Consider the following 19,497-nt stretch of genomic DNA (forward strand, 5'->3'; position numbering starts at 1 on the left):
GGGGGCGGCGGCGTCCGGGCCCGGGTGCCTAAACTGGGCGGGTGGAACACTTCTTCACAGGACTGCTGGTCCTCGTGTCCCTGCTGGTCGTGTGGTTCGCCGGGTACGTGGTGTACCGACTGTTCTCCGACCAGCGGTGAGCGACAACGGGCCCGTTCCGGGCAGTGGTGACGCGGCCGTGCAGGCCGCCGCTTCGCGTGCCTCGGTGACCGGGGCGCGCAACCTGCCGCAGTTCGACGACCTGCCGATCCCGGCGGACACGGCGAACCTGCGCACCGGTCCTTCGCTGCACGACGCGTGCCTCGCGCTGCTGCCGCTGGTCGGCGTCTGGCGCGGCGAGGGCGAGGTCGTGTACCCGACGATCGACGGCCCGTTCCGGTACGGGCAGCAGATCACGTTCGCGCACGACGGCAGGCCGTTCCTGTACTACGAGGCCCGGGCCTGGCTGCTGGACGAGAACGGCGGCGTGATCCGCCAGGCGGCGCGGGAGACGGGCTTCTGGCGCCCGCAGCCGGACGACACGATCGAGGTGCTGATCACGCACAACACCGGGATCGTGGAGCTGTACTACGGCAAGCCGCGCAACCAGACGTCGTGGGAGATCACCACGGACGCGGTGGTGCGCACGGCGACCGCCAAGGAGGTCGTCGGCGCTCAGCGGCTGTACGGCATCGTGAACAACGGCGACCTGGCGTACGTCGAGGAGCGGGCCATGGTCGGCCAACCGCTCCAGCCGCACACCTCGGCCCACCTGCAGCGCGTCGTCGGCTGAGTTGATTGCCGCTGCTCCGCAGACGGCGGGCTCGGTCGCCTGGAAGTCGGTCGTTCGCGCCCTCGCGGTCGGCGCGGGTTTGGATTGTTCAACAATCCTCAACTAACCTGGTCTCATGCAGCTGCGGCGTTGCGGCACGGACGGCTTGCTCGTCGAGGTGGACTCGCTCGGCGAGGTGGAGGCCGTGCGCGCCGCCGTCGCGGCGGCCGACCTACCCGACCTGGTCGAGCTCGTCCCCGCCGCCCGCACCGTCCTGATCGTCACCAGGCCGGGCGGCGCGGCGGCCGTGCGGAAGCTCCTGACCGCGGCGGACCTCGTCGGCCACGCCGAGGTCGACGGCGACGAGGTCGTCATCGAGGTCCACTACGACGGCCCGGACCTGGACCTGGTCGCCGAGACGGCGGGCCTGACCGCGGCCGAGGTGGTCGAGCTGCACACCGGCGCGGAGTACCGGGTCGCGTTCTGCGGGTTCGCGCCCGGCTTCGCCTACCTGACCGGCCTGCCCGAGCCGCTGCGCCAACCGCGCCTCGACTCGCCGCGCACCAGGGTCCCGGCGGGCTCGGTGGGCGTGGCGGGCGAGTTCACCGCCGCCTACCCCCGCGCCACCCCCGGCGGCTGGCGGTTGATCGGCCGCACCGACGCGCCCCTGTTCGACCCGCGCCGCCCCACCCCCGCCCTGCTCACCCCGGGCGACCGCGTCCGCTTCGAGGCCGTCCGGTGACAACCCACCGCGTGAGTCCTACCTCCAGCACGCGAGAGTCCTACGTCCAGGACCCCCGAGTTCAACGCCCACGCACCCTCACCGTCCTGCGCACGGGTCCGCAGACCCTGGTCCAGGACCTGGGCCGGCCGGGCAACGCGCACCTGGGCGTCCCGCCCTCCGGGGCCCTCGACCCGCACTCGCTCACGCTCGCCAACCGCCTGGTCGGCAACCCCGAGGACGCCGCCTGCCTCGAAGTGCTCCTCGGCGGCCTCTCCCTGCGCGCCAACGCCTCCTGCACCGTCGCCGTGACCGGCCCTTCGACACCGGCCCTGGTCAACGGCGTCCTGCGCGACTCGCCGCTGCACCTGGCGCCCGGCGACACCCTCACCCTCGGCACGCCCACCGGCGGCCTCCGGTCCTACGTCGCGGTGTCCGGCGGCATCGCGGTCCCGGCCGAGCTGGGCAGCCGGTCCACCGACCTGCTCTCCGGCCTCGGCCCCGCCCCGCTGCGGCCCGACGACGAACTGCCCCTCGGCGACCCGACCGGCGTGCCCGTGGGCGTGGACGTCCTGATCCCCGCGCGGACCCCGGACGACCTGGTCGTCCCCGTCCACCTCGGCCCCCGCGACGACTGGTTCGACGACCCGGCGCGCCGGCTGCGGGAGGGCCGCTGGACGGTGTCCGACCGCAGCAACCGCGTCGGCATCCGCCTCACCGGCACCGCGCTGGACCGGACCGCGTGCCGGGTCGGGCAGGAGCTGCCGAGCGAAGGGCTGGTCACCGGCGCGGTGCAGGTGCCGGCCGACGGCCTGCCGGTCGTGTTCCTCGCCGACCACCCGACGACCGGCGGCTACCCGGTGATCGGCGTGGTCGCCGCGCACGTCCTCCCGCTGCTCGGGCAGGCCGGGCCCGGCACCCGCCTGCGCTTCGCGCCACGCGGCTGAACGGACGCAATTGGTCTAGACCCATTGTCAACGACCGCCGCACGACCTACGTTCGGCACAGTCCCGGTAAGGACCGGCACAACCCAGGCCGCCGTGGTTCTCGACCGTCCCCGCACTCGAGAGGCACACCCTGATGCGCCGACCGTTCACCGCGCTCCTGGCCTTCGTGCTGGCCACCGCAGCGCTGTCCGCACCGGCCGCCGCCGCGACCGGCTTGACCGCCACGTTCAGCAGGACCGGCACCACGGGCGCGTTCGTGGTCGCCAACCCGACGACCGCCGCCGTCTCCGGCTGGTCGATCAAGTTCGACCTGCCCGCCGGCGTCACTGTCAGCGGCGCGCGGCACGCCACCACCACCCAGACCGGCACGCGGGTGACCCTGACGCCCGCGTTCTACATCGGCACCCTCCAGCCGGGCCGCACCACCGACCCGTACAGCCCGACGTTCGCCCTCAGCCAGGCCGTCGACCCGACGACCTGCACGGTCAACGGCGCGAACTGCGACGGCAGCGGCCCACCGCCACCACCGCCCGCGCCGACCACGGCCGACTTCAGCCTCACCGGCTCCACCGGCAAGTTCGTCGTCAACAACAACACCGACGCGGTGCTCGCCGACTGGTCGATCACCTTCACCCTGCCCGCCGGCGTCACGGCGAGCGGCGCGCAGCACGCCACGATCAGCCAGACCGGCAACGCCGTCACGCTCAACCCGGTGCACTACAACCGGAGCGTGGGCGCGCGCCGCTCCACCGAGCCGTACAGCCCGACGTTCACGCTCAGCCGGGCCGCCGAACCGGTCACCTGCCGCGTGAACAACGCCAACTGCGACGGCACGCCCGACACGCCGCCCACCCCGCCGGGCGCCCTGCACTCGCCGGTGAAGACCACCAAGACCGTCTCCCTGGCGTGGACCGCCTCGACCCCCGGCTCACTGCCCGTCGCCGGGTACGAGGTCTATCACGGCGCCACCCTCGCCACCGCGGTCACGTCGACGAGCGCCACCGTCACCGGCCTCACCCCGAACACCGCCTACACCTTCACCGTGAAGGCCAAGGACACCAAGGGCACGCTGTCCACGGCGTCCAACGCACTGGCGGTGACCACGAACAACCCGGCCGACGACACCCAGCCGCCGACCGCGCCCGCGAACCTGCGCGGCACCGCCAAGGACGCCGGCAGCATCACGCTGAGCTGGGACGCGGCCACCGACGACCGGGGCGTGGCCAACTACGACGTCTACCAGGGCACCGCGGTGAAGGCGACCGTCACCGGCACGACGGCGCGCGTCGACGGCCTGTCACCGTCCACCGCCTACACGTTCACCGTCCGCGCCCGGGACCTGTACGACAACGTGTCGGCCGCGAGCAACGCCGTCACGGCGTCGACCTCGGACATCGTCGACGGGTACGCCCGGGTCGGGTACTTCGTGCAGTGGGGCATCTACGGCCGCCAGTACTTCGTGAAGAACCTGGACACCAGCGGCACGGCGGCGAAGCTGACGCACCTGAACTACGCGTTCGGCAACATCGACCCGGTCAACCTGACCTGCCTGCACGGCGTCACCAAGGGCACCTCGCCCGACCCGCAGGACCCGAACCAGGGCGACGGCGCGGGTGACGCGGAAGCCGACTACAGCAGGCCGTTCAGCGCGGCGCAGTCCGTGGACGGCGTCGGCGACACCGGCTGGGAGCCGTTGCGCGGCAACTACAACCAGCTGCGCAAGCTCAAGGCCAAGCACCCGCGCCTGAAGGTGCTGATCTCGCTGGGCGGCTGGACCTACTCCAAGTACTTCTCCGACGTCGCGGCCACGGACGCGGCGCGCAAGAAGTTCGTCAAGTCCTGCCTGGACGTCTACATCAAGGGCAACCTGCCCGTCCACAACGCGGCGGGCGGCCCCGGCACGGCGGCGGGCGTCTTCGACGGCATCGACCTCGACTGGGAGTGGCCGGGCGCGGAGGGGCACGCGGGCAACCACGTCGGCCCGGACGACAAGCGGAACAACACCCTGCTGATCGACGAGTTCCGCCGGCAGCTGGACGAGCTGGGCGGGCAGACGGGCAGGCGGTACGACCTGACCGCGTTCACCCCGGCCGACCCGGCGAAGATCGAGGCCGGGTGGGACCTGCCGCAGGTGGCGAAGTCCCTGGACGTCTTCAACGTGCAGGGCTACGACTTCCACGGCGCGGGCAGCGACAACTCGTGGGAGCCCGGCCGCACCGGCCACCAGGGCAACCTGCACGCCGACGGGGACGACCCGTACCCGTTCCACTTCAGCGTGGAGAACGCGGTGGACGCGTACACGTCGGCCGGCGTGAACCCGCGCAAGATCACCATCGGGCTGGCGTTCTACGGCCGCGGCTGGCAGGGCGTCCAGGCCGGGGCGAAGAACGGCGAGTGGCAGTCGGCGACGGGCGCCGCGCCGGGCCAGTTCGCCGAGGAGGCGGGCACGCGCGGGTACTCGAACCTGCTGGCGAGCGTGCCGAACTGCGTGGTCCACCACGACGAGGCCGCCGTGGCGACGTCCTGCTTCACCGGCAACGGCGGGCAGTGGTGGACGTTCGACGACGTGTGGGCGATCCAGCAGAAGACCGCGTGGCTCAAGCGGCGCGGCCTGCTCGGCGCGATGATCTGGGAGATGTCCGGCGACACCGCCAACGGCACCCTGATCAACGCCGTGGACGCCGGCCTGAGGTGACGCGACGGCGGCCTCCCGTCACCGCGGGAGGCCGCCCCGCTCAGGAACAGACCGGCGGTTCGAGCAGGGGCCGCCGGCTGCCGTCGAGCTGCACGGTCCCGCAGCAGTTCGCGTTCGTCGCCCTCCAGGTCGATCTCACCCAGCTCCCGACCACCGGGCCGGCGCTCGGCGTCGGCGGCCTCCCACAGCTGTTCCACGTGCTCGGCGTCGCCACCCAACTCCCTCGCGATCGCCACGGCGAGGGAGGTCCCGCAAGGACCGCGCGCTCGAGTCGCTCAACCGCTTGAGCTCGGCGGCCAACGCGTCCCTGGCCGGGGTTGCCGACGGCTCGGTCACAGGGACGCCTTCAACCGGACTTCGTCCGGCGGCGGGCGTTGCGCCGACGTCCAACCGGTCGTGCAACACCTGCGCAACGCGCAACGGAACCCCGTTGCCGCTGCTGGTCATGCCGACGCCGTGCGTTTCGGCGTTCGGCAACAGCCCGAGGGCCTGGCTGGGACCACCGGTCGTGCCCGACCATGGGCCTACCCCGGTCGGGGGCTCGGGACGGCCTTGGACGAGCGGCCGAGCGGGCGGCCTCCCGTTGCAGCGGGAGGCCGCCTCACCGTCAGTACTCCGACTCGTACAGAGCCGCCAGCTGCCCGTGCAGCGCCGCGGCGTCCGGCAGCGTCTTGCCGTCCAGCGTGTGCACGCGGGTGATCTTGCGGACGCTCGACACGAGGAACACGCCGTCCGCCGAGTACAGCTCCTCCACCTCGATCGGCCGCACCTCGACCGCCCAGCCCTCGCGCCCGGCGGCCCGGAACAGCGCAGCCTGCGTGGTGCCCGGCAGGATGCCCAGCTCGGCGGGCGGCGTGGTCAGGGTCCGACCGCGGGCCATGATCAGGGTGGACGTGGGGCCTTCCAGCACCGAGCCGGACGACGTGGTGAACACGACCTCGGCCGCGCCGCGCCGTTCCGCCTCGCGGATCGCCGCCATGTTCACCGCGTAGGACAGCGACTTGGCGCCCAGCAGCAGCCACGGCGCGCGTTCCATCAACCCCGGCTCGATGCCCCGGTCGAGGGTGACCGCAGCGATGCCCTCGGCCCGCTGCGCCATCACCTTCGGCGAGATGTCCATGCCGAGCGCGAAGCCGGTCGGCGTGCCGTCGCCGCCCTCGACACCCCGCGTGTAGACGAGCTTGAGCGCGATCTCCGCGCCGCCCGCCCAGTTGTCCAGCACGAGGTCGACGGCGCGTTCGAACGCCGCGCGGTCGGGTTCGGGCAGGTCGAGCATGGCTGCCGAGCGGGCCAGCCGGTCCAGGTGCGGTGCGAGCTCCCGTGGCTTGCCGTCGACCACGAGGATGGTCTCGAAGACACCGTCGCCGCGCATCAGGCCGAAGTCGTCGACCCGGATCAGCGGGGCGTCGGGGTCGGCCAGCGTTCCGTCCAGTAGTGCGAGCACGCGCATACCGTGAGACTACTCACGGCCTACCATCGGATTCGTGGACACCGCCAGCGCCCCGAAAGCCCTGCGCAAGACGCTGCACGAACGCGGCATGCGGATGACGCCCCAGCGCCAGCTCGTGCTCGACGCCGTGCGCGAACTGGGCCACGCCACACCCGAGCAGATCTGCCAGCGCGTCCAGGTCACCGCGCCGACGGTCAACATCACCACGGTCTACCGCACGCTCGACCTGTTGGACCGGCTCGGCCTGGTCCGGCACACCCACCTCGGGCACGGCGCGCCGAACTACTCGGTCCACGCCCACGAGCACGTGCACCTGGTGTGCCACCGGTGCGGCCGGGTGGACGAGGTGCCGTGCGAGTTGCTCTCCCCCCTCGGGGGAACACTGCGGGCCGAGCACGGGTTCGAACTTGATGCGAGCCACCTCGCGCTGTCCGGCACGTGCCGCGAGTGCCTGAGCGCACCGAAGGAGTCCGAGTGAACTCACCGCTGTTGACCGCCCCCGGCGCCGTCGCCCCGTTCGAGGGTGCCCCCGACCAGGGCGTCCCGTGGCACTTCGGCGACCCGTTCGCCGAGCAGCGCTCGGCGGCGCGGTCGGTCGCGGTGTTCGACCGGTCGAACCGGGCCGTGCTCGCGGTGCCCGGCGACGACCGGCTGACCTGGCTGCACTCGCTGACCAGCCAGCACTTCACCGCGCTCGGCGAGGACGAGGGCACCGAGGCGCTGATCCTGGACGTGCAGGGCCGGGTCGAGCACCACGTCGTGGTGGCGAACGTCGGCGGTGTCGTCTACCTCGACACGGAGGCGTCGCGGGCGGCCGAGCTGCTGGCGTACCTGACCAAGATGGTCTTCTGGTCGAAGGTCGAGCCGCGGGACGCGACGGCCGAGCTGGCCGTGCTGACCGTCGTCGGCCCGGAGCTCGAGGCGTTGTTCACCAAGCTGGACCTGCCGCTGCCCGCCGGTCCGCACGGCGTGGTCGCCCTGGAGGGCGGCTTCGCCCGCCGGACGACCTGGCCGGGCCACGACGCCGTCGACCTGGTCGTCCCGCGCGGCGGGATCGCCGACTGGTGGGGCAGGCTCACCGACGCGGGCGCGCGCCCGGCCGGCAGCTGGGCGTTCGAGGCGCTGCGGGTGGAGTCCCTGCACGCCCGGCTCGGCGTGGACACCGACGAGAAGACCATCCCGCACGAGGTGAACTGGATCGGCGAGGCCGTGCACCTCGACAAGGGCTGCTACCGGGGCCAGGAGACGGTCTCGAAGGTCCACAACGTCGGCCGGCCGCCGCGCCGGATGCTGCTGCTGCACCTGGACGGGTCGCGCGAGGTCCAGCCGGAGACCGGTGACCCGGTGCTGGTCGAGGACCGCGTGGTCGGCCGCGTCGGCAGCGTCGCCCTGCACCACGAGCTGGGCACGATCGTGCTGGCGCTGGTCAAGCGGTCGGTCTCGCCCGAGACCGAGCTGCTGGTCGGCGCGGAGGACCGGCGCGTGCAGGCGAACGTCGACCCCGACTCGGTGCCGCCGGACACCCCCGGTCTCGGCCGCGAGGCGGCGCGCAACCTGGGCCGGTGATCGTCCGGACCGGAAAACCGGCGACTTCCCCTGCCTGCGGTTCCGGGCCCGCGGGTGACCGCTGAGGCGCTAGCCCGAACGGGTTCTGTGCCAGGATCACGACATGTCCCGACCCGGATTCCACGGCACGCTGATCACCGTCGCGCCCACCGGGGCCGAGCACGCGAAGGCCGACGTGCCCCAGCTGCCGGTCACGCTGGAGGAGCTGGTCACCGCCGCCCGGGCGTGCGAGCAGGTCGGCGCCGCGATGGTGCACGTGCACATCCGCGGCGCGGACACGAGGCCGTCGCTGGACCTCGGGCTGCTCAAGGCCGCGGTCGCCGCCCTGCGCGAGCAGACGGACCTGGTCGTGCAGCTGTCCACGGGCGGCGCGGTGACCGACCCGGAGGCCGACCGGCTCAAGGTGCTCGACGCCCTGCCCGACTCGGCGTCCTGCACCATGGGCACGGTGAACTTCGGCGACGACGTGTTCCTGAACCGCTGGGAGTTCGTGGTCGCGCTGCACAAGGGGATGCAGGAGCGGGGCATCGTCCCCGAGTACGAGATCTTCGACATCGGCCAGCTGGCGTCACTGCGACGGCTGCTGGACCAGCACGGGCTGCCCGCGGGCGGCAAGGTGCACGTCGACCTGGTGATGGGCGTGCCGGGCGGCATGCCTGGCGACGCGGAGACGCTGGTGGCGGCGTTGCGGCTGCTGCCGGAGGGCGCGTCGTTCTCGGCGACGGGCATCGGGCGGACCACCCTGCCGGTGATGCTGACGGCGCTCGCCGCCGGCGGCCACCTGCGGGTGGGCATGGAAGACACCATTTCGTACGCCAAGGGCCAGCCGGTCCGGGACAACGCGCAACTGGTCGCTCGCGCGGCGGGGCTGGCGAAGATCGCCCAGCGCCCGCCGCTGTCGCCCGCGGACGCACGTGCGCTCTTGGGCGTGCGCAGTCCGGTACAGGTTTGAGACAACTTTGGAAGCAGGTTTGTGTTGGCGGGTGGACACGAACTACCTCAGGATGAGTACGTGATCGAGGTGCGTCCTGGCGGGCGCCGCCGTATCGACCGGGTGCTCGCCCCCGACTACACCGAGGGGGTCGAGCGGCTCCCGCTCGCCGAGGTGCGCGCGTTGCGCGACGAAGCGGCGCAGGAGGAGACCGACCTGTCGTACCTGCGGCGACTGCTGCACGCGCGGATCGACATCGTGCGGGCCGAGCAGGAGCGGCGGACGTCCGGCGGTTCGGCGGTGGTCGACCAGCTGGCGACCATCCTCGCGTCGAACGCCGTCGGCCCCGCGACCGGCCTCGGGCGCTACCAGACGCAGGAGCCGTCACGGGCGGAGGCGCACCGGCGGCACGTCGAGGCCCTGGTCTCCGACGTCGACCTGTCGGACGTGAGCGCGCTCACGGACGACAAGCTGATCCTGGCGCTGCGGGTGTTCGTCGGCGAAGAGGCCTCGGTCTCGTCACGGCGGCGCGAGGTGCAGGCCGTGGTCGACCAGCTCAACGCCGAGATCGCCGGGCGCTACCAGAGCGGCAGCGCCTCGGTGGACGAGCTGCTGGCCGCGGAGCGGGGCTGGCCGGCCAACCCCGGCCGTTCCAAGGAATAGGATCACACTCCCGACATGTGAACCAGCCGCCTAACGTGGCTGGTCGATGGCACAACGACGTTCGACCTCGCCGCGGTACCGCTGGGTGGTGCTCGCCGTGGGCGCGGTCGCGCAGGGCGCCAACGCCGCGGTGTTCCTGGGCCTGCCGGCGATCACCCCTCAGCTGCGCGCGCACTTCGGGCTGTCGTTGCCGCAGGTCGGGATGCTGCTCGGCGCGGTCAACCTGGGCACGATGCTCACCCTCGTGCTGTGGGGCGCGGCGGCCGACCGGCGCGGTGAGCGGCTGGTCATGGCCGTCGGCGGCTTCGGCGCGGCCGCGTGCCTGGCCCTGGCCGCCTTCGACGGGCCCGTGGTCGCCGGGTTGGCGCTGGTCGGCGTCGGGATGTTCGGCGCGAGCGTCAACGCGGCCAGCGGCCGGGCGGTGCTCACCTGGTTCCCCGCGCAACGGCGGGGCTTCGCCATGGGCATCCGGCAGACCGCCACCCCGCTCGGCGCGGCCCTGGCCGCCGCCGTGCTGCCGGTGGTCGCGCTCCGGGCGGGCGTGCCGGTGGCGTTCCTGGCGCTGGCGGGCTTCACCGGGTTCGTCGCGATCGCGGTGGCGCTGTGGGTCCGCGAACCGCCGTGGGCCGTGCGGTCCGGCCAGGGGCGGCACGGTCTGGTGCTCAAGGACCCGGCCCTGATCCGGCTCAGCACGGCCAGTGGCCTGCTGGTGGTGCCCCAGTTCACCGCCGCCGCCCTGATGGTCGAGCTCCTGCACGACCACCGGGGCGTGGCCGTGGGACTGGCGGCCGGGTTGTTCGCCGCCGCCCAGGTCAGCGGCGGTGTCGGTCGACTGCTCGTCGGCGTGTGGTCGGACCGTTCGGCCACCCGCGTCCAGCCGCTGAAGGTGCTGAGCGTGCTGATCGCGATCGGGTTCGCGCTGTGCGCGGCCCTCGACCGGGCCCCGGTGTGGGTGCTCGCCACCGTGCTCGTGCCCACCGCCGCCCTGGCCCTGTGCTGGAACGGCGTCGCGATCACCGCGGCGGGCGAGCTGGCGCCTCCCGGCCGGACCGGGATCGCGCTCGGCATGCAGAACACGGCCAACTACCTCAGCGCCACCGTCACGCCGCCGCTGGCCGGGTTGGTCGCGGTGGGCATCGGCTGGCCCGCCGCCCTGCTCCTGGCCGCGGCGGCGGCCGTGGGCGCCCGCGTGCTGCTAGCCGTGCCGTTCGCGGCGCGCGAGCTCGCCCCAGAACTCCCGTAGCCGCTCGTACCGGAGGGCGACCTCCTCGGCGTCGCCGGACTCCAGGGCGTCCACGATCGCGTTCACGTCGGTCGCGGAGCTGTCCTCGAGCAGGTCCTCGTCGTCGATGAGCTGCACCAACCCGCCGTAGTCGAGCTCGACGGCCGAGTCGGGCGCGAAGTGGTCGAGCCAGCGCCCGGTGTCCGCGAGCACCTTGGCCGGACCCGCCTCGCCCAGCGAACTCGACACCACCCGGTGCGCCCGCGCCACCCGCGCGCGGGCGTCCGCCATGGACACCCGCCAGGAGACCTGCCGCTCCGGGTCGCCCTTCGGGGCGAGCACGACCCGCCGCGCCTCCGGTTCGACCAGCGCGAACCAGGGCAGCGGCACCGTCCAGGTGGTCGAGATGACGTGCACGGCACCCGCGGTCAGCTCGGCCATCACCGCCGACGCCCGCGACCGGATCTCCTCCGGCTCGACCGCCACGGCCTCCTCCCGCAACGGGCCGGTGGCCGTGGCCAGGAAGCCGACGAGCGCGGCGGCCGACCGGGCGCGCAGGTCGAGCGGGCAGACCAGCGGACCGGGTCCGACCTCCCCCGGCACTTCGGCGGGGCTGATGGTCATCACGTCGAACGGCGCGTCGGGCGCGACGCTGCCGTCCGACCGCTCACCGGGCAGGAGGCGACGCGGTCGGGCCAGTTGTGATCGCAACCACAGCTCCCGTTCGCGCGCGCCGACGTCCGCACGGCTCAAGACCCCGTCTTCCAGGGCTTTTCGCACCTGATCGGCCAACGGTGCGTCAAGAGCCGACAGCGGTTCGTACACCCTGAGGTAGGCGACGAACGGTTGAGGCACCCGCGCATCCTCCCACGGTGAGATTTGGCGGACGTGTCACGCCTACCGCGTCGCGGGGAACCCCTTCGACACGGTACGGTAGTTACCAGGAACTAGTTGTCGAGACGAGTGGGGCCGCCGTTCCCCCGGCCGCCCCCGTCCCTGTGCGAGGGGGTCGAGCCATGGGGCGCGGCCGAGCGAAGGCCAAGCAGACCAAGGTGGCGCGGGAGCTCAAATACAGCTCTCACAACATCGACGTCGACGCCTTGCAACGCGAGCTGTCCGGCGGCGAGTCCGCAGGTGTTCGCCGAAGCGAAGAACGCTTCGACGACCCGTCGGACGACGAATACGACGACTACCGTCGCTGACACACACAACACCCGCTGCTGAGGTTGGGCTGCCGGTTGTCCAGACCGGCAGCCCAACCTTTGCAGCGGGCCCAACTACGCCCTGGCGTACTGCCTCGGCGGGCTGACCTGCACCCCCAACTGCCGAGCCGCGTGCAACGGCCAGTACGGGTCGCGCAGGAACTCCCGGCCGAGCAGCACCAGGTCGGCCGAGCCATCGGCGAGGACCTGCTCGGCCTGCCGGGCGTCGGTGATCATGCCGACCGCCCCGGTGGGCACGTCGGCCTTCCGCCGCACGGTCTCGGCGAACGGCACCTGGTAGCCGGGGCCGATCGGGATGTCCGCCGTGGGCGTGTTGCCACCGGTGGACACGTCGATCACGTCGGCGCCCAGGGCCGCGAGGTCGCGTGCCAGCACGACGCTGTCCTCCGCGGTCCAGCCGCCCTCGACCCAGTCGGTGGCGGAGATGCGCACGAACACCGGCACGTCCTCGCCGACGGCTTCCCGCACGGCGGCCGTGACCTCGCGCACCAGGCGGGTCCGGTTCTCCGGGGAGCCGCCGTAGGCGTCGGTGCGGTGGTTGCTGAGCGGCGACAGGAACTCGTGCAGGAGGTAGCCGTGCGCGGCGTGCACCTCGACCACCCGGAAGCCGGCCGCCAGCGCGCGCTTCGCCGCCGCGGCGAAGTCGGCGACCACACCCGCGATGCCCTCTTCGTCCAGCTCGGCCGGCGTCCGGTAGGTCTCGTGGAACGGCACGGCGCTCGGCGCGACGGGCGTCCAGCCGCCGTCGGCGTCCGCGACCCCACCCCGCTGCGGCGCGAACGGCGCGTAGGTCGAGCCCTTGCGGCCGGCGTGGGCGAGCTGCACGCCGGCGACGGCGCCCTGCGCGTGGATGAAGTCCACGACCTTCCGCCACGACTCGACGTGCGCGTCGTCCCACAGCCCGGTGTCCTCGGGCGAGATGCGCCCGACGGCCTGCACCGCGGTCGCCTCCGTGAGCACCAGGCCCGCGCCGCCGACCGCGCGCGAGCCGAGGTGCACGAGGTGCCACTCGTTCGGGTGGCCGTCCCGCGCCGAGTACTGGCACATGGGACTGACCGCGATGCGGTTGGGCAGCGTGACCGTGCGGAGGGTCAGCGGGCTGAACAGCTGGCTCACGTGCGACTCCTGGGGGCGTTCCGGTACGACGACGGCCCTGCGGCGCGTCACCACGTCCAAGCTCGCCGGATCGGCCCGTTGTTCCCGGGTGTGGCACCCGTCCCACCTCACCGGAGCTGCGCAATTCCATTCGATTCGGTATTGCTCGTGCATTCGCACGTGATCTTCAATGGGAGGTCGACCGGCAAAACGCCGAACAAGAGGACACCAGTTACGCCCATTCGGGTGTACTGTCCGCAGCACGTTCGGGGAGACCATCACTTGCCGCCCGACGCAGGTCGGCCCATTGGAAGTTCCCGCCGGTCACGACAGTAACAGGATCCACATGCTGCCCATGCCGACCACGATGACGCAGGATCCAGGGTGGCCCAGCAACAGCCTCCTGGGTCGCCTCCGAGACAACACCCGACAAGAGCTGCTGAACATCGGCACGGTCGTGCGGTACACGGCCGACCGCGAGGTCATCGAGCAGGACGCGAAGGACACTCATGTCCTTCTGCTGCTCGACGGCGTGGTCAAGGTGCAGACCACGGACGAGACGGGTGACACGGCGCTGCTCGCGATCAGGGTCGCGGGCGACCTGGTCGGCGAGATGGCCGCGCTGGACCAGAAGCCGCGCTCGGCCACCGTCGTCACCTGTGGCGACGTGGTCGCGAAGCTGATCACCAGCGGTGAGCTGATGGCCTTCCTGCACCGGCGCAACGACGTCTTCGTCGAATTGATCGGGATGATCAACGACCGGCTGCGCTGGGCGAACCAGCGCCGGCGGGATTTCCTGTCCCACCCGGCCGCCGAACGGGTGGCCAGGGTGCTGGCCGAAGTGGTGCAGACCTACGGGCGCGAAGAGGCCCACGGGTGGACGTTGGGAATTCCGCTGACGGAGGTGGAACTCGCCTCGATCGCCGGGATGAAGCCCAGAACGGCCGAGAAGGCGTTCTCCGATCTGCGAAAAGCGGGGGTGGTGGTGAGTCACCTGAGGCGTGACGTGCTGGTGCCGGATCTGGCGGGGCTGAGGAAATTCGCGGGCTTCTGACGCGAGACCGCATTTCTGCGGGATTCCCGCCGATGCAGTAGTCCACAGTGACTCTGCGCAGTCGTGTGTCCGCAGTGCGTCAGCACCCGTCGAAAGGCTTGGCCGATGAGCTTCCAGCGCAGTCTGCTGGTGTGTTGTGACCTGAGGAGCTACGGGTCGGCGGACGACCTGCTCCAGCGCGAGCTCCAGGAGCTGCTGGTGCGCAGCCTGGACCGGGCCGGCGCGGCCGCCGGCCTGGACCGCTCGACGTGGCGGCGGCAGGCCAAGGGCGACGAGGAGTGGGCCGTGCTGCCCGCCACGACGCCGGAGGGCGACGTCGTCGACCGGTACGTGCGCGCGCTGGACGCCGAGTTGGCCGCGACCAACCGCTACCGCGTGCCGGAGGCGAAGCTGCGGCTGCGGATGGCGATCCACTTCGGCACCACGGTCGAGGGCGCCAACGGCTACCCCGGGCAGGACGCCGTGCTGGTCAGCAGGCTGCTCAACAGCGAGCCGGCGCACGCGGCGCTGGAGCAGTCGCCGAGCTCGGACCTCGTCGTGGTGCTGTCGGACTCCTTGTTCACGTCGCTGGTCGCCGCCGGGTACACCACGCTGCGGCCCGAGGACTTCCGGCGGGTGGACGTGCGGGTGAAGGCGTTCCGCGGGCACGGGTGGATGTGGCTGCCGAGCGGTGACGTGCACGCGCTGGTGCTGGACAGCGCGCCGGACGCCGAACCGGGCGCCCCGGTGCCGCCCGACCCGGTCTCGCCCGTCGTGAACTCGCCGGCGTCGGTGAACCAGAACGCGGTGGCCTCCGGCGGGTCGACGGTGATCCAGGCAGGCCACGACGCGCACGTGACCCACCAGAAGGCCGACGTGATCCAGCACTTCGACCGCAACGACCAGCGGGGTTCGCACTTCGGCCCGAGCTACCGCAGGGACACCGACGAGAGGGCGTGAGGTGCGCGAGCAACCGCTGAGACTCCTCGCCGGCGCGGCCGCGGGCGCGCTGGCGACGGTGGCGGACACCGAGCAGTGGTCCGACCTGCGGACCCGGGTGGCCGCGGCCCTCGCCCCCGACCTGGTCGACCTGGTCAGCGCCCGGATGGACGAGGCGCGCAGCCGGCTCGTCGCCGTGCCGAGGGCGCGGCTGGAGCTGGCGCGCGCCGAGTTCACCACCGAGTGGCGCGGTTCGATCCACACCATGCTGTGGGAACGCCCCGAGGCCGCCGGGCCGTTGCGCGCGGTGCTGCACGACCTGGGCCCCGCCCTGCCGCGGGTGGCCGAGGACTTCGCGGCGGGCGCCACCGCGGGGCGGTGAGCCGACGGGCCGGGTCAGAGGTAGCGGAGCTGCTTCGCCTTGCCGGCGGCCACCTCGTCGTGCGCCGCGGTGATCTCCGGGCGGTGCGCCACCTCCGGCACGCCGACTTCCCACCACGCGCCCGCTTCGGTCCACGAGGACGGGTGGGTGCGGATCACGACCACGGCCGGGCGGTGCTCGGTCCTCGCGACTTCCCGGGCTTTCCGGTAGGCGTCGCGGAGGCCGTCGAGGTCGTCCACCGGGAACGTCGCGCAGCCCATCGAGGCGGCGTGCGCGGCGAAATCGGTGCGCGGGGGGTGCGCGTGCCGTGTCGCCACGTCGTCGTAGAGGTTGTTGAAGCCCTTGCCGCCCTGGCCGGTCTGGAGGCGGTGGATCACGGCGTAGCCGTCGTTGTCGCAGACCACGGCCACGAAACCGTGCCCGGCGAACGCCGCCGAGAACAGCTCCGAGTTGAGCATGAGGTAGGAGCCGTCGCCCACGAGCGCGGTCACCACGCCGTCCGGCCGGGCGATCGCCGCGCCCCACGCCCCGGCCAGCTCGTAGCCCATGCACGAGAAGCCGTACTCGACGTCCATGGTCGCCTCGCCGACCGCGCGCCAGCCGCCGATCAGCTCGCCGGGCAGCCCGCCGGACGCCGTCAGCACGTAGTCCTCCGGGGTGGACTCCTCGTTCACCACGCCGACGACCTGCGCGTACGTCGGCGTGCCGCCGGGGGCGCGCAGGCCGTCGACGTGCGCGTCCCACTTGCCCCGCTCCTCGGCCGCGCGGGCGGCCCACGTCGGATCCGCCCGCCAGTCGCCGAGGTCGTCGGTGAGCTCGCGCAGGCCCTCGTCGGCGTCGGCGACCAGGGACAGCGCGCCGTGCTTCACGGCGTCGAACCGGGCGGTGTTGAGGGAGACGATCCGGACGTCCGGGGCGAAGACCGTCCACGACGCGGTGGTGAAGTCCTGGAGGCGGGTGCCCACGGCGAGGACCACGTCGGCTTCGGCTGCCAGGGCGTTGGCCGAGGCGGAGCCCGTGATGCCGAGCGGTCCGGCGTGCAGCGGGTGCTCGTGGGGGACTTCGGTGCGGCCGGCGGTCGTCTCGGCGATGGGGATGGCGTGTTGTTCGGCGAAGCGGATCGCGCGGCCGGCGGCGCGGGAGTAGCGGACGCCGCCGCCCAGGACGAGCAGCGGTTTGCGCGCGGCGCGGAGGGTGGCGGCGGCTTCGAGGAGGGCCCGGGTGTCGGGGCGCGGGCGTTGCGGGCGGTGCAGGACCGGGGCGAACAGGTCGTCCGGGAAGTCGAACGACTCGGCCTGCACGTCCTGCGGGAGGGCGAGCACGACCGGGCCGCAGTCGGCCGGGTCGGTCAGCACGCGCGCGGCCTGCGGGAGGGTGTTGAGCAGCTGCTCCGGCCGGGTGATGCGGTCGAAGTAGCGGCTGACCGCGCGGAAGGCGTCGTTGACCGTCGTCGTCGGGTCGCCGAAGTGCTCGACCTGCTGGAGCACCGGGTCGGGCGCGCGGCTGGTGAACGTGTCGCCGGGCAGGAGGAGCAGGGGCAGGCGGTTGGCGTGGGCGACGCCGGCGGCGGTGACCATGTTCAGCGCGCCCGGGCCGATGGAGGACGTGGCGACGCCGACCTGGCGGCGGTGGGTGGCCTTGGCGATGCCGACCGCGGCCAGCGCCATGCCCTGCTCGTTGTGGCCGCGCCAGACGGGGAGGTCCGGCAGGGCCTCTTCGAGGGCGTTGCCGAGGGCGAGGACGTTGCCGTGGCCGAAGATCGCGAAGACGCCGGGGAACAGCGGCGCCCGTCGGCCGTCGGGCAGTTCGGTGTGCTGGGCGGTGAGCCAGCGGACCAGGGCTTGTGCGGTGGTGAGCCTCATTCCACCCGTCCTTCGGCGGTCGTCACGGGGCAGCGGGGGTCGAGGTCCTGGCGCGCCCAGGTGTCCCGGACCCAGGTGTGCGCGGGGTCGTCGCAGAACGCCATGGAACGCTCGGGGTCGGGGCCGGCCAGCACGTTCAGGTAGTACATGGGGTAGCCGGGGGCGGCGACGCAGGGACCGTGGTAGCCGCGGGGGATGAGGAAGACGTCGCCGTCGCGGACGAGCACGTCCTCGTCGATGTCGCCGTCGTCGGTGTAGGTGCGGTGGAAGCCGAACCCTTCACGCGATGGGGTGATCTTGTCGCGGCCGGCGATGCGGAAGTAGTAGATCTCCTCGTTGACGACGTCGCAGGTGTGGTCGTGCTTGTGCGGCGGGTAGGACGACCAGTTCCCGTCGGGGGTGATCAGTTCGCAGGCGATGAGCTTGTCGGCGTGGTCCCAGACACCCGGGACGCCGAAGTTGGTGACCTGGCGGGTGGCGTTGCCGGCGCCCCTGACCTCGACGGGGACGTCCTCGGCCGGGCCGTACTTCGGTGCCAGCCTGCGGTCGCAGCGCGCCGTGGGGAGGGCGACCTCGACGCCGTCCTTCGTGGACAGGCGGACGGTGGCGTCCCTCGGCACGTAGGCGAAGTCCGAGACTCGGGTGAACACGGAGTCCCGGCCGGTCAGTTCGAACCGCTCGCCGTCGACCTCGACCACGCAGCCGCCGGAGAGCGGTAGCACGAACGCCTCGTGGTCACCGGTCTCGAACGTGGTCATCCCACCGGGGTGCAACAACAACACGCGCAACCCGGCGTGATCCCATCCGGCGGTGTCGGGGGTGAGCTCGACGGCGTTCTCCCCGTCCGCCAACGTGCCCAACGGCCGATGCAGCCTCATCCCGCCACACCCCTCCCGGCTCGACTGCTCGCTTGACTCCCCGCTTGGCTCCCCGCTTGACCGGCGGTCTCACCGTCACCCGATCGAGTGGCTTCCCGCGCCGTGCGCAACACCCGCGCCGCCGCGTCGACCGCCCCGGCCACGTCACCGTCCGGCGGGTAGAGCAGGGCGCGCCCGACGACCAGCCCGCGCACGGTCGGGTGACGCAACGACCGACCCCACGAGGCCAGGTCGTCACTCAACCGGGCGGACGGCACGCCACCGAGCACGAGCGCCGGCAACGTCGTCGCGTCCAACACCTCATCGGGTGACGGCGGCAGCTTCAACCAGGTGAACGCCGACGTCACCCCCAACCCGGCCGCGACGCTCCCGGCCCGCGCCAACGCCGCGGCGTCCCTCTGCAACACCAACTCCCCCACCGCGTTCCGCGCGTACGGCAGCGGCTCGACCAGCGCCATCAGGCTGCGTTCGGCCAACGCCGACACCGCCGCCGCGCAGCTCTCCAGCGTCGGCACGGTGCCGGGGTCGGAGTCGACCAGGCGCAGCAGCATCTTCCCGCCGTCCAACCCGTTGCCCGCGATCGACGTGGGGTCGTAGGCCGTGAACCGGTCGTCGATCTCCCAATCCGCACCGGCCAGCCCGCCGCGGTTCATGGAGCCGATGACGACCTTGTCGTGCAGGCCGTCGAGCAGCAGCAGCTCTTCGATCACGTCCGGCGTGCCGAGCACCCCGTCCACCGCCGGGTTCGCCAGCGCCGTGAGCAGCCGGTCCAGCAGGGAGCGGCGGTCGGCCATGGCCAGCGGGTCGGCGCCGACGCCCAGCGCGCCGCGGGCCGGGTGGTCGGCCGCCACCAGGAACAGGGTGCCCTGGTCGGACAGCAACTGGTTCCGTCGGCGGCGGGTCTGGTAGGCGCGGCGGATGGCGGCCGGGTCGGTCGCCCTGGTGTCGAGCAGCGCCGCCCACCGCTCGTCGCTGATCACCTGACGCCTCCCGCTCCGGCCGGACCGGGCGCTGACCGGGCGGGACCCGTCGGGGTCGTCGGGGTCGTCGGGGTTGGGGTTGATGGGCGGGCTGGGGGTGGGGTGGACACGGGGTGGTGGTTGGCGGGCGCTCGGTCCTCGTTTAACCGAGGATTGGTG

General features: G+C 72.6%; 19 protein-coding genes. 13 read left to right on the forward strand and 6 right to left on the reverse strand.

Translation table 11 applies throughout. The features are described 5' to 3' along the window. The first annotated feature begins 136 nt into the window (after positions 1-136). The 4 genes from LNK82_RS32260 (at position 137) to LNK82_RS32275 (ending at position 5,114) form a co-directional block, all read left to right on the forward strand. Entirely contained in the window at positions 137-772 is a 636-nt protein-coding gene (locus tag LNK82_RS32260; RefSeq protein WP_230570684.1) for a heme-binding beta-barrel domain-containing protein, read from the forward strand. A 115-nt stretch (positions 773-887) separates the two neighbouring features. Then, complete coding sequence (gene pxpB / locus LNK82_RS32265; protein WP_230570685.1) at positions 888-1,493, forward strand: 5-oxoprolinase subunit PxpB; 606 nt, start codon at positions 888-890, stop codon at positions 1,491-1,493. An 86-nt stretch (positions 1,494-1,579) separates the two neighbouring features. Continuing rightward, on the forward strand, positions 1,580-2,419 hold the full coding sequence (locus LNK82_RS32270; RefSeq protein WP_230570851.1) for a 5-oxoprolinase subunit C family protein: 840 nt from the start codon (positions 1,580-1,582) through the stop codon (positions 2,417-2,419). A gap of 133 nt (positions 2,420-2,552) precedes the next feature. Next, the gene (locus tag LNK82_RS32275) at positions 2,553-5,114 is read left to right on the forward strand and encodes a glycosyl hydrolase family 18 protein (protein WP_230570686.1); all 2,562 of its coding nucleotides are present in this window, start codon (positions 2,553-2,555) and stop codon (positions 5,112-5,114) included. Between the two features lie 607 nt (positions 5,115-5,721). On the opposite strand, the gene LNK82_RS32280 is transcribed toward LNK82_RS32275, so the two are convergent. Then, the gene (locus LNK82_RS32280; RefSeq protein WP_230570687.1) at positions 5,722-6,564 is read right to left on the reverse strand and encodes an aminodeoxychorismate lyase; all 843 of its coding nucleotides are present in this window, start codon (positions 6,562-6,564) and stop codon (positions 5,722-5,724) included. 34 nt (positions 6,565-6,598) lie between these two features. On the opposite strand from LNK82_RS32280, the gene LNK82_RS32285 reads away from it, so the two are divergent. The 5 genes from LNK82_RS32285 (at position 6,599) to LNK82_RS32305 (ending at position 10,967) form a co-directional block, all read left to right on the forward strand. Next, positions 6,599-7,042 carry a Fur family transcriptional regulator gene (locus tag LNK82_RS32285; RefSeq protein ID WP_308257356.1) on the forward strand — a complete coding sequence of 148 codons (444 nt, stop codon included), beginning with the start codon at positions 6,599-6,601 and terminating at the stop codon, positions 7,040-7,042. Further along, the gene (gene ygfZ, locus LNK82_RS32290; RefSeq protein ID WP_230570688.1) at positions 7,039-8,130 is read left to right on the forward strand and encodes a CAF17-like 4Fe-4S cluster assembly/insertion protein YgfZ; all 1,092 of its coding nucleotides are present in this window, start codon (positions 7,039-7,041) and stop codon (positions 8,128-8,130) included. The genes LNK82_RS32285 and ygfZ overlap by 4 nt, the downstream gene beginning before the upstream one ends. A gap of 103 nt (positions 8,131-8,233) precedes the next feature. Beyond that, positions 8,234-9,082, forward strand: a complete 849-nt coding sequence (locus tag LNK82_RS32295) for a beta-keto acid cleavage family enzyme (RefSeq protein ID WP_230570689.1) — start codon at positions 8,234-8,236, stop codon at positions 9,080-9,082. 60 nt (positions 9,083-9,142) lie between these two features. Beyond that, positions 9,143-9,724, forward strand: coding sequence for an RsiG family protein (locus tag LNK82_RS32300; RefSeq protein ID WP_230570690.1), 582 nt, complete (start codon positions 9,143-9,145; stop codon positions 9,722-9,724). Between the two features lie 46 nt (positions 9,725-9,770). After that, entirely contained in the window at positions 9,771-10,967 is a 1,197-nt protein-coding gene (locus LNK82_RS32305) for an MFS transporter (RefSeq protein ID WP_230570691.1), read from the forward strand. Here LNK82_RS32305 and LNK82_RS32310 read toward each other — a convergent pair. Then, on the reverse strand, positions 10,920-11,801 hold the full coding sequence (locus LNK82_RS32310) for a DUF8083 family protein (RefSeq protein ID WP_230570692.1): 882 nt from the start codon (positions 11,799-11,801) through the stop codon (positions 10,920-10,922). The genes LNK82_RS32305 and LNK82_RS32310 overlap by 48 nt on opposite strands. Before the next feature lie 161 nt (positions 11,802-11,962). Between LNK82_RS32310 and LNK82_RS32315 the strand changes: the two genes are divergently transcribed. Next, on the forward strand, positions 11,963-12,148 hold the full coding sequence (locus tag LNK82_RS32315) for a DUF3073 domain-containing protein (protein WP_123745067.1): 186 nt from the start codon (positions 11,963-11,965) through the stop codon (positions 12,146-12,148). A 75-nt stretch (positions 12,149-12,223) separates the two neighbouring features. On the opposite strand, the gene LNK82_RS32320 is transcribed toward LNK82_RS32315, so the two are convergent. After that, positions 12,224-13,285: an NADH:flavin oxidoreductase/NADH oxidase gene (locus LNK82_RS32320; RefSeq protein WP_230570693.1), complete on the reverse strand. Its 1,062-nt coding sequence runs from the start codon at positions 13,283-13,285 to the stop codon at positions 12,224-12,226. A gap of 346 nt (positions 13,286-13,631) precedes the next feature. Between LNK82_RS32320 and LNK82_RS32325 the strand changes: the two genes are divergently transcribed. From LNK82_RS32325 to LNK82_RS32335, 3 genes are all read left to right on the forward strand, one after another. Continuing rightward, a complete protein-coding gene (locus LNK82_RS32325) occupies positions 13,632-14,318 on the forward strand; it encodes a Crp/Fnr family transcriptional regulator (RefSeq protein WP_230570694.1) in 687 nt (228 codons plus the stop codon). Positions 14,319-14,423: 105 nt separating this feature from the next. After that, positions 14,424-15,257 carry a hypothetical protein gene (locus tag LNK82_RS32330; RefSeq protein WP_230570695.1) on the forward strand — a complete coding sequence of 278 codons (834 nt, stop codon included), beginning with the start codon at positions 14,424-14,426 and terminating at the stop codon, positions 15,255-15,257. 1 nt (position 15,258) lies between these two features. Beyond that, positions 15,259-15,618 (forward strand): hypothetical protein, encoded by a 360-nt coding sequence (locus LNK82_RS32335; RefSeq protein ID WP_230570696.1) that lies wholly within the window; start codon positions 15,259-15,261, stop codon positions 15,616-15,618. A 14-nt stretch (positions 15,619-15,632) separates the two neighbouring features. Here LNK82_RS32335 and iolD read toward each other — a convergent pair whose 3' ends face one another. Genes iolD through LNK82_RS32350 form a run of 3 tightly spaced genes read right to left on the reverse strand, consistent with a single transcriptional unit; the run spans position 15,633 to position 19,338 of the window. Further along, on the reverse strand, positions 15,633-17,480 hold the full coding sequence (gene iolD, locus LNK82_RS32340) for a 3D-(3,5/4)-trihydroxycyclohexane-1,2-dione acylhydrolase (decyclizing) (RefSeq protein WP_230570697.1): 1,848 nt from the start codon (positions 17,478-17,480) through the stop codon (positions 15,633-15,635). Further along, complete coding sequence (gene iolB, locus LNK82_RS32345) at positions 17,477-18,358, reverse strand: 5-deoxy-glucuronate isomerase (protein WP_230570698.1); 882 nt, start codon at positions 18,356-18,358, stop codon at positions 17,477-17,479. The genes iolD and iolB overlap by 4 nt, the downstream gene beginning before the upstream one ends. Then, complete coding sequence (locus LNK82_RS32350; protein WP_230570699.1) at positions 18,355-19,338, reverse strand: Cgl0159 family (beta/alpha)8-fold protein; 984 nt, start codon at positions 19,336-19,338, stop codon at positions 18,355-18,357. The genes iolB and LNK82_RS32350 overlap by 4 nt, the downstream gene beginning before the upstream one ends. Positions 19,339-19,497: the final 159 nt, after the last annotated feature.

Source organism: Saccharothrix luteola (genome assembly GCF_020859565.1).
Classification (GTDB): domain Bacteria; phylum Actinomycetota; class Actinomycetes; order Mycobacteriales; family Pseudonocardiaceae; genus Actinosynnema; species Actinosynnema luteola.

Coding starts and splice junctions, on each gene's coding strand:
- pxpB (WP_230570685.1), top strand. CDS start 888: ATGCAGCTGCGGCGTTGCGGCACGGACGGCTTGCTCGTCGAGGTGGAC.
- LNK82_RS32275 (WP_230570686.1), top strand. CDS start 2,553: ATGCGCCGACCGTTCACCGCGCTCCTGGCCTTCGTGCTGGCCACCGCA.
- LNK82_RS32280 (WP_230570687.1), bottom strand. CDS start 6,564: ATGCGCGTGCTCGCACTACTGGACGGAACGCTGGCCGACCCCGACGCC.
- LNK82_RS32295 (WP_230570689.1), top strand. CDS start 8,234: ATGTCCCGACCCGGATTCCACGGCACGCTGATCACCGTCGCGCCCACC.
- LNK82_RS32305 (WP_230570691.1), top strand. CDS start 9,771: ATGGCACAACGACGTTCGACCTCGCCGCGGTACCGCTGGGTGGTGCTC.
- LNK82_RS32315 (WP_123745067.1), top strand. CDS start 11,963: ATGGGGCGCGGCCGAGCGAAGGCCAAGCAGACCAAGGTGGCGCGGGAG.
- LNK82_RS32325 (WP_230570694.1), top strand. CDS start 13,632: ATGACGCAGGATCCAGGGTGGCCCAGCAACAGCCTCCTGGGTCGCCTC.
- LNK82_RS32330 (WP_230570695.1), top strand. CDS start 14,424: ATGAGCTTCCAGCGCAGTCTGCTGGTGTGTTGTGACCTGAGGAGCTAC.
- iolD (WP_230570697.1), bottom strand. CDS start 17,480: ATGAGGCTCACCACCGCACAAGCCCTGGTCCGCTGGCTCACCGCCCAG.
- iolB (WP_230570698.1), bottom strand. CDS start 18,358: ATGAGGCTGCATCGGCCGTTGGGCACGTTGGCGGACGGGGAGAACGCC.